This is a genomic window from uncultured Aquincola sp. (assembly GCF_964001545.1).
Classification (GTDB): domain Bacteria; phylum Pseudomonadota; class Gammaproteobacteria; order Burkholderiales; family Burkholderiaceae_C; genus Aquincola.
This window is the reverse complement of sequence record NZ_CAXFDV010000041.1, coordinates 1-7,336: the sequence shown is the minus strand read 5'-3', so window position 1 is coordinate 7,336 and position 7,336 is coordinate 1. Positions and strand designations below refer to the sequence as shown.

Genomic DNA, 7,336 nt, shown 5'->3' with positions numbered 1-7,336 from the left:
TGGTTGACGGCATCCACCAAAGGCGCGGGCACCCAGCACTCGGCGCCGCTGGCGGCCTGCAGCGCGGCATTGCCGCCGCAGTGGTCGGCATGCAGGTGGGTGTTGATCACCCGCGCCGGGCCGCCGGGCAGCAGCTGCCGCACCAAAGCCAGCGTCTGCGGCGCATGGCTGACGTAGCCGGTGTCCACCACCGCGGCAGGTGACCCCGGCCTTTCAGCAAAGACGATGTTGTTGGCCGACAGCCAGCCGCGTTCGAGCACGGTCAGGCCAAGGGGCTCGAACGGCGGGCCGGCGGTCAAGGCTTGCGCAGCTCGCGCCGCAGGATCTTGCCCACGTTGGTCTTGGGCAGCTCGTCGCGGAACTCGATGTACTTCGGCCGCTTGTAGCCGGTGAAGTTGTCCTTGCAGTAGCGCATCAGCTCGTCTTCATCCAGCAGGGCGCCGTCCTTGCGCACCACGAACAGCTTGACCGCCTCGCCCGACTTGTCGTCGGCCACGCCCACCGCGGCGCACTCCAGCACGCCGGGGTGCAGGCCCACCACCTGCTCGATCTCGTTGGGGTACACGTTGAAGCCGCTGACCAGGATCATGTCCTTCTTGCGGTCGACGATGCGCACTTCGCCCTTGGCGTCCATCACGCCGATGTCGCCCGAGCGGAAGTAGCCGTCGGGCGTCATCACCCGCGCGGTTTCGTCGGGCCGGCGCCAGTAGCCCGGCATCACCTGCGGGCCGCGGATGCAGATCTCGCCCGGCGTGCCCAGCGGCACGTCCTGGCCTTCGTCGTCGCGGATGGCGATGTCGGTGCCCGGCATCGGCAGGCCGATGCTGCCGGTGAAGCCGGTGATGTCGATGCGGTTGGCGGTGGCCACCGGCGAGGTTTCGGACAGGCCGTAGCCCTCGACGATCCAGCAGCCGGTCAGCGCATGCCATTGCTGCGCCGTGGCCTGCTGCACCGCCATGCCGCCGCCGTTGCTGATCTTCAGCGCGCTGAAGTCCAGGCGCTGGAACTCGGCGTTGTTGAGCAGCGCGTTGAACAGCGTGTTGACCGCCGGGAACATGTTGGGCGGGTGCTTGGCCAGCGTGGCCACGAAGCCCGGGATGTCGCGCGGATTGGGAATCAGCAGGTTGACCATGCCCAGCCGCAGCCCCAGGAAGTTGCAGGCCGTCAGCGCATAGATGTGGTACAGCGGCAGCGCACACACGATGACCGGCGGCTGGTCGCCCAGCATCGCCAGCGCGGGCGCGAACCAGGCCTCGCTTTGCAGGATGTTGGCCACCACGTTGCGGTGCAGCAGCATCGCGCCCTTGGACACGCCGGTGGTGCCGCCGGTGTACTGCAGGAAGGCGATGTCGTCGGGCTTGAGTGCCGGGCGCTTGAGCGGCAGGTGGCTGCCCGCATCCAGCGCGTCGTTGAAGCGGGTGACGGTGTGGCCATCGCCCACCGGCAGCCGGAATTCGGGCACCAGGCGCTTGGCATGTCGCACCGCGAAGTTCACCAGCCGGCCCTTCCAGAAGCCCAGCATGTCGCCCATCGCGGCCAGCACGACGTGGCGCACCTCGGTGCGGTGGATCACCTCTTCCAGCGTGGCGGCGAAGTTCTCCAGCACCACGATGGCCTGCGCGCCCGAGTCCTTGAGCTGGTGCTCCAGCTCGCGCGCGGTGTACAGCGGATTGACGTTGACCACCACGTAGCCCGCACGCAGCACCGCGGCCAGCGCCACCATGTACTGCGGCAGGTTGGGCATCATCAGCGCGACACGCGCGCCACGCTCCAGTCCCGTGGACTGCAGCCACGCGGCCAGCGCCTGCGAAGCTTCGTCCAGCTGGCGGTAGGTCATCGTCGCGTCCATGCAGATCGCGGCGTTGCGCGTGGCATGGCGGCGGAAGCACTCTTCCAGCAGGTCGACCAGCGAGGCATAGCCACTGGCATCGATGGTGGCCGGCACGCCGGAGGGGTAATGCGCCAGCCAGGGGCGGTCGATCGGAGGTACCGTATCGGCGATCACGCTTGGAGTTCCTTAGGGTCTGCCCTGGGTCATGCGAATGGATTCACCCGCACATCGTTCCGGCCCATGTTGGCGCTTGCGCGCCGCGCTTGCCACGGTAGTTGTCCTCTGTCCAGCCCTATGACGGCGGCACGTTTGCAACGTGCGCTGGGGCTGGCCATTGCCATCGCGCTGCTGCTGTGGAACGCCTGGTGGCTGGGCCGCGGCAGGCCGGGTATTGCGCTGGCGGGTAGCCTGCTGGCCTTGCCGCATGCGCCGGTGCTGGCGCTGGAAATGTTGTTGATGCGGCATGTGCACGTGCGCCAGCCGGTGCCGCGCGCTTCGCTCGCGGCCGTGGCCAAGGCCTGGTGGCACGAGGTGGGCTGCGGCGTGGCGGTATTCGGCTGGCGCCAGCCCTGGCGCACCCACGCCGAGCCCGACTACCTGCCCGCCGATGCGCAGGGCCGGCGCGCGGTGGTGCTGGTGCACGGCTTCATGTGCAACCGCGCGATGTGGAACCCCTGGATGCGAAGGCTGCGGGCGGCCGGCCATCCCTTCGTGGCGGTGACGCTGTCGCCGCCCTGGGCGGCGATTGAGCGCCATGCGCCCACGCTGGAAGCCGCGGTGCGCCGGGCCGAGCAGTCCACCGGGCTGCCGCCGCTGGTGGTGGCCCACAGCATGGGCGGGCTGGCGGTGCGGGCCTGGCTGCGCAGCATCGCGGCGCTGCATGCGGCGGGTACCGCGGGTGCGGTGGCCGAGCGCACGGCCGGCATCGTCACCATCGGCACACCGCACCACGGCACCTGGCTGGCGCGCTTCGGCCGCGCCGACAACACCCGCCAGATGCGGTTGCACGGGCCTTGGCTGAAAGGCCTGGCGGAAACAGAAAAGCCGGCGGGTTACGCCGGCTTCACCTGCTTCTACAGCGACTGCGACAACGTGGTGTTCCCGGTGTCGGCGGCGATGCTGCCGGGCGCCGACAACCGGCATGTGCCGGGCCAGGCGCATGTGCAGCTGCTGGGGCACCCGGCGGTGTTCGCCGAGGTGCTGAGGCGTTTGACGCTCAAGCGGGGGCCTTCTCCGTCTTGAGCACCCCGCGGCGCATCTGGTCCAGCTCGATGCTCTCGAACAGCGCCTTGAAGTTGCCTTCGCCGAAGCCCTGGTCGCCCTTGCGCTGGATGAACTCGAAGAAGATCGGGCCCAGCTGGTTCTCGCTGAAGATCTGCAGCAGCAGCTCGCCCGGCTTGCCGTCCACCAGGATCTTGCGGCGCTTGAGCTCGGCCACGTTCTCTCCGTGGCCGGGAATGCGCTTGTCGATCAGCTCGTAGTAGGTGTCGATGGTGTCCAGCAGCTTCACGCCGCTGGCCCGCAGCGCATCCACCGTCTGGTACAGGTCGCGCGCGCCCATCGCGATGTGCTGGATGCCTTCGCCGTGGTAGTGGTCCAGGTACTCCTGGATCTGCCCCGGCGTGTCGTTGCCTTCTTCGTTGATGGGGATGCGGATCTTGCCGCAGGGGCTGGTCAGCGCCTTGCTCTTGACGCCGGTCACCTGGCCTTCGATGTCGAAGTAGCGGATCTCGCGGAAGTTGAACAGGCGCTCGTAGAACTCGGCCCATTCGCCCATGCGGCCGCGGTGCACGTTGTGCGTCAGGTGGTCGATGTAGGTCAGGCCGTGGCCCACCGGGTTCAGCTCGGCGCCGGGCAGCGGCTCGAAGTCGACGTCGAAGAAGCCGATGTTGCCGATGTCGCCTTCTTTCGCGCCGTTCTTGCCGCGCCACCGGTCCACCAGGTAGATCAGCGAGTCGCCGATGCCCTTGATGGCCGGGATGTTCAGCTGGCCCGGGCCGGCCTGGTCGGCAAAGCCCCAGGCGCCCAGCGAGGTGGCCCGCTCATAGGCGGCCTTGGCGTCCTGCACGCGGAAGGCGATGGCGCACACGCTGGGGCCGTGCAGCCGCGCGAAGCGCTGCGCGAACGAATCGGGCTCCGCATTGAGGATGAAGTTGATCTCGCCCTGGCGGTACAGCGTCACCTTCTTGTAGCGGTGGCGGGCGATGGGCTTGAAGCCCATGCGCTCGAACACCTGGCCCATCGCGGCCGGATCGGGGGCGGCGTATTCGATGAACTCGAAACCGTCGGTGCCCATCGGGTTGTCCCAGGGGGTGAACTGCATGGCGTGTCTCCGTTTCGCAGGTGGGCGTTGTCAGCCCTTCAATGTAGGGGCCGCGCGGCGCAAAGTTCCTGCGTTTTCCGGCGGCGGTGGGTATGCTGGCGCAGGAAAACTGCGTTTGGAGCGACCATGGCAACCGAAGAACCGCTGGACAACCTGGATCGGCGCATCCTTCGCGCGCTTCAGGCACAAGGCCGCATCACCTACGACGAACTGGCGGCGGAGGTCGGCCTCTCGCCTTCGGCCGCGCTGCGGCGCGTCAAGCGGCTGGAAGAAGCGGGCGTGATCGCCGGCTACGTGGCTCTGGTGCGGGCGGAGGCTGTGGGCCTGGGCTTGACCGCCTACGTCAACGTGCGGCTGGAAAAGCAAGCCGAAAGCTCCAAGCGCAACCCGATGGACCTGTTCCGCGCCGCGGTGCAGACCTGGCCCGAGGTGGTGGAGTGCGTGTCGCTGACGGGCGAGATGGACTACCTGCTGCGGGTGCTGGTGCAGGACATGGCGCACTACGCACGCTTCATCGCCGACGTGCTGCTGCGCCACCCCAGCGTGCAGGACTGCAAGACCAGCTTCGTGCTCGACCGGGTCAAGGCGACCACGGCGGTGCCGCTTTGAGCGGCCTCAGTCCCGCCGGGCCGCCCCAAGGGACTGAGCTCCCCCTTGGGGGGGCGCGAGCGCAGCGAGCTTGGGGGCCTCATGATCAGTCGTTGATCTCGTGCAGTAGCGCCAGCGTGGCGTCTGGGCTCAACCGAAGGAGCTGTGCGATGTCAGCCACGTCGTCCGGCAGCGCGGGGTTGTCCCAGCCCTGCGCGGTATGGCGGGCCAGGCGCACGGCCAGCAGCACGTTACGCACCTGACCGGTTTCGGCCCGGCGGTCGTCGGCCAGTTCCAGCAGCACTTCGGGCAGCGACCAGGCTTTCATCAGCGCGGTCTGCACGTCGGCCAGCGCCACGCCCAGCACCGCGCACTGTGCGGCTTCCGAGCGCAAGGCCGGGTCGGCCTGCTGGCGCGCGGCGATCTCCAGCGCCAGCGCGGGCGCATGGCACCACAGCAGCATCTCGGCCAGGTCGTGCAGCAACGCGGCTTCGCGGATCACCATCGCATCGCGGTCCACCCGCTGCACCGCAAAGCCCAGCGCAAAGCGGGCGGCGCGGTGCGCACGGTCCAGCACGCGGTGCAGGCCCTGTTGCGCGGCCGGCCAGTCGGCCAGCCGGTCTTCCATCGTCGGCAGCTCGGCAAACGCGCGAAAGAAGGGCGGCACGCCCATCAGCACGATGGCGGCGGTCAGGGTCTCGATGCCGGTGTCGCGCCGATGGTGGCGGCCCACGTGGGCCAGCGCGCGCGCGGTCAGCAGCGGATCGTCGCCCAGGGCTTCGGCCAGGGTGTGGGCGTCCACCGCGTCTTCGTTGATGGACAGCGCGGCCAGGATGTCGGCGCTGTCGGCCAGCACCGGCACCGGTGCATCACGGAAATGAGCCACCCAGGCATCCAGGGTGGGCAGGGGGCGGTCTAGCAGGGGCGGCATGGCGCAAGGCTAGGGCCATCGGCCCGGGTGCGATCACGGAAGTTGACCGGTGTATCGGCAACTTCCCGTGGCTTTGCACCCGGGCTGACCCTGGGCCGCGCGCTGCAGGCAGGCCGCAGCGCGCGGCTGGTCGGCTGCCGCGCTGCAGCCGGCTGCCGGCGCACCGGTGGCATCGAGGGCAGGCACAGTGGCGGCCAGCAGCGAGGCGACCATCACGGCGGCCGTCAACCAGACGGCATGGCGGTCGGCGCGGCGCATCACAGCCGCGACACGCCGTGCAGCGTGCCGACCCGTTGGCCGTCGACGTACAGCGCCCCTTCGGGCGCGCCGGCTTCGGCATAAAACTCCACCACCGGATCGCCCTGGCGGGGCGCACGGGGGCGGGGCGACGACAGGGCCAGCGACCGGGCGGCGCGGGCCAGACGGCGACTGACTTGCAGCAGCACGGCGGCCACGAGGCGCGCCGGCAGGCTGGCGGGTTGCACGGCATGGCGGGCGTCGGCGGCCGACCATTGCAGGCTTTGCTGCGACATGGGGATCTCTCCTTCTCGGCGCCGGCCTGCTGCGTGGCAGGCCGGTCGCCCTTCAGTTCATGGGCTGGGTGGTTTCATGCTGTCGAGGTCACGCTTCAGGGCGCGCCGGGCCTGCTGGCGCAGCGCGCCGGGGCCTGGGCGATGCGCGCCTGCACGGCGTGAGCGGGCAGCGAGCGCCAGCGGGTTGCGCGGGCGGGAGAGGTTCAGGGTGATCTTCATGGGGTTGCTCCGATACAAGGGACAACAGAAAGCGGAACGAAAAAGCAAAACGGCCCGGGTGCGTGGGCAGCCCGGGCCGTGGAGAAGCCGTCGCCCGAAGGCGTGGCCATGCGGCGGCTACCGCCGCGGATGGCCTGGCCGGCCCTTCAAGAGGCCTTCAACACGGTGGGATGCAAGACACCCGCGGCACGGCGGGGCGTGACGATCGGCCAGCGGCCGACGCACAAGGACGGAAACCATGTCGCTCCTGCTGCGGGTGGTGGAAGGGGGTGTCGCCGGGTGCGGGTGTGCTGCAGCCGGCTTGCTGCGCATGATAAACAAACGATTATCTTGCGCAAGAGTCTTCATCCCTAAAACTAGGGGAGCGTGGCGCGAATGCAAATGGCAAACGCCAGCGCGAACGCCAATGCCAACGCCAACGCGGGCTCAGCGCTTCTTCGGCCTGAGCGGGGCCACGCCGCTCTGGGACTTCAGCCACAAAGCGTGGGCGTCGTCGGTCGCGGCACGTGGCGCGGGCGGCGGTGGCGCCGGGGTGGCCGGGGGCACCAGCACTTCGCCCAGCAGATCAAGCAATCTTGCCCTGGCGCGTTGCGGATGGCGCCGGTAGTAGGTCAGCACCAGGCCCACGATGAAGCGTTCGTCGTCGTCGCGCGGCAGGCGGGTGTCGTCGGCCGGGGCAGCCGCGGGGTTCATCGCGGCGGCCATGGTGGTGGGGGCGGCGGCGTCGGCCACCGGGGCGCCGGCCGGGTCGCGCGGCTGATCCATCCACAGCGGCGGCTTGTGGCACAGCTGCTCGAACTGGCGCGCCAGCCGGTCGCCGATCTGGCGCGAACGGCTCTTGATCTGGCTCCAGTAGCTCGGCTGGATCTGCAGGCGCTCGGCAAAACGCCGTTCCAGGCCGCGCAGCGTGG

Annotated in this window: 9 protein-coding genes; 2 read left to right on the top strand and 7 right to left on the bottom strand. The window is 69.4% G+C overall.

Annotated features, from left to right (window positions below):
- Together ABNT58_RS01540 and ABNT58_RS01535 are read right to left on the bottom strand one after the other, a co-directional pair.
- Positions 1 to 299: MBL fold metallo-hydrolase (locus tag ABNT58_RS01540; protein WP_348751754.1), on the bottom strand; the 299-nt coding region annotated here is incomplete at its 3' end.
- The gene (locus ABNT58_RS01535) at positions 296 to 1,981 is read right to left on the bottom strand and encodes a long-chain-fatty-acid--CoA ligase (RefSeq protein WP_348751755.1); all 1,686 of its coding nucleotides are present in this window, start codon (positions 1,979 to 1,981) and stop codon (positions 296 to 298) included. The genes ABNT58_RS01535 and ABNT58_RS01540, both read right to left, overlap by 4 nt.
- Positions 1,982 to 2,125: 144 nt before the next feature.
- Between ABNT58_RS01535 and ABNT58_RS01530 the strand changes: the two genes are divergently transcribed.
- Positions 2,126 to 3,073 carry an alpha/beta fold hydrolase gene (locus tag ABNT58_RS01530; protein WP_348751753.1) on the top strand — a complete coding sequence of 316 codons (948 nt, stop codon included), beginning with the start codon at positions 2,126 to 2,128 and terminating at the stop codon, positions 3,071 to 3,073.
- Here the strand turns inward: ABNT58_RS01530 and hppD are convergent.
- Positions 3,048 to 4,154, bottom strand: coding sequence for a 4-hydroxyphenylpyruvate dioxygenase (gene hppD, locus ABNT58_RS01525; RefSeq protein WP_348751752.1), 1,107 nt, complete (start codon positions 4,152 to 4,154; stop codon positions 3,048 to 3,050). The two genes, ABNT58_RS01530 and hppD, sit on opposite strands and share 26 nt — an antisense overlap.
- A gap of 126 nt (positions 4,155 to 4,280) precedes the next feature.
- Between hppD and ABNT58_RS01520 the strand changes: the two genes are divergently transcribed.
- The gene (locus tag ABNT58_RS01520; RefSeq protein ID WP_348751751.1) at positions 4,281 to 4,763 is read left to right on the top strand and encodes an Lrp/AsnC family transcriptional regulator; all 483 of its coding nucleotides are present in this window, start codon (positions 4,281 to 4,283) and stop codon (positions 4,761 to 4,763) included.
- A gap of 85 nt (positions 4,764 to 4,848) precedes the next feature.
- Here ABNT58_RS01520 and ABNT58_RS01515 read toward each other — a convergent pair whose 3' ends face one another.
- The 4 genes from ABNT58_RS01515 to ABNT58_RS01500 all read right to left on the bottom strand — a co-directional run.
- Positions 4,849 to 5,673 (bottom strand): HDOD domain-containing protein, encoded by an 825-nt coding sequence (locus tag ABNT58_RS01515; protein WP_348751750.1) that lies wholly within the window; start codon positions 5,671 to 5,673, stop codon positions 4,849 to 4,851.
- Positions 5,674 to 5,930: 257 nt separating this feature from the next.
- Positions 5,931 to 6,206, bottom strand: coding sequence for a hypothetical protein (locus tag ABNT58_RS01510; RefSeq protein WP_348751749.1), 276 nt, complete (start codon positions 6,204 to 6,206; stop codon positions 5,931 to 5,933).
- A gap of 57 nt (positions 6,207 to 6,263) precedes the next feature.
- Entirely contained in the window at positions 6,264 to 6,425 is a 162-nt protein-coding gene (locus ABNT58_RS01505) for a hypothetical protein (protein WP_348751748.1), read from the bottom strand.
- Between the two features lie 426 nt (positions 6,426 to 6,851).
- Positions 6,852 to 7,336, bottom strand: a 485-nt coding sequence (locus tag ABNT58_RS01500) for a hypothetical protein (protein ID WP_348751747.1), incomplete at its 5' end; no start/stop codon positions are given.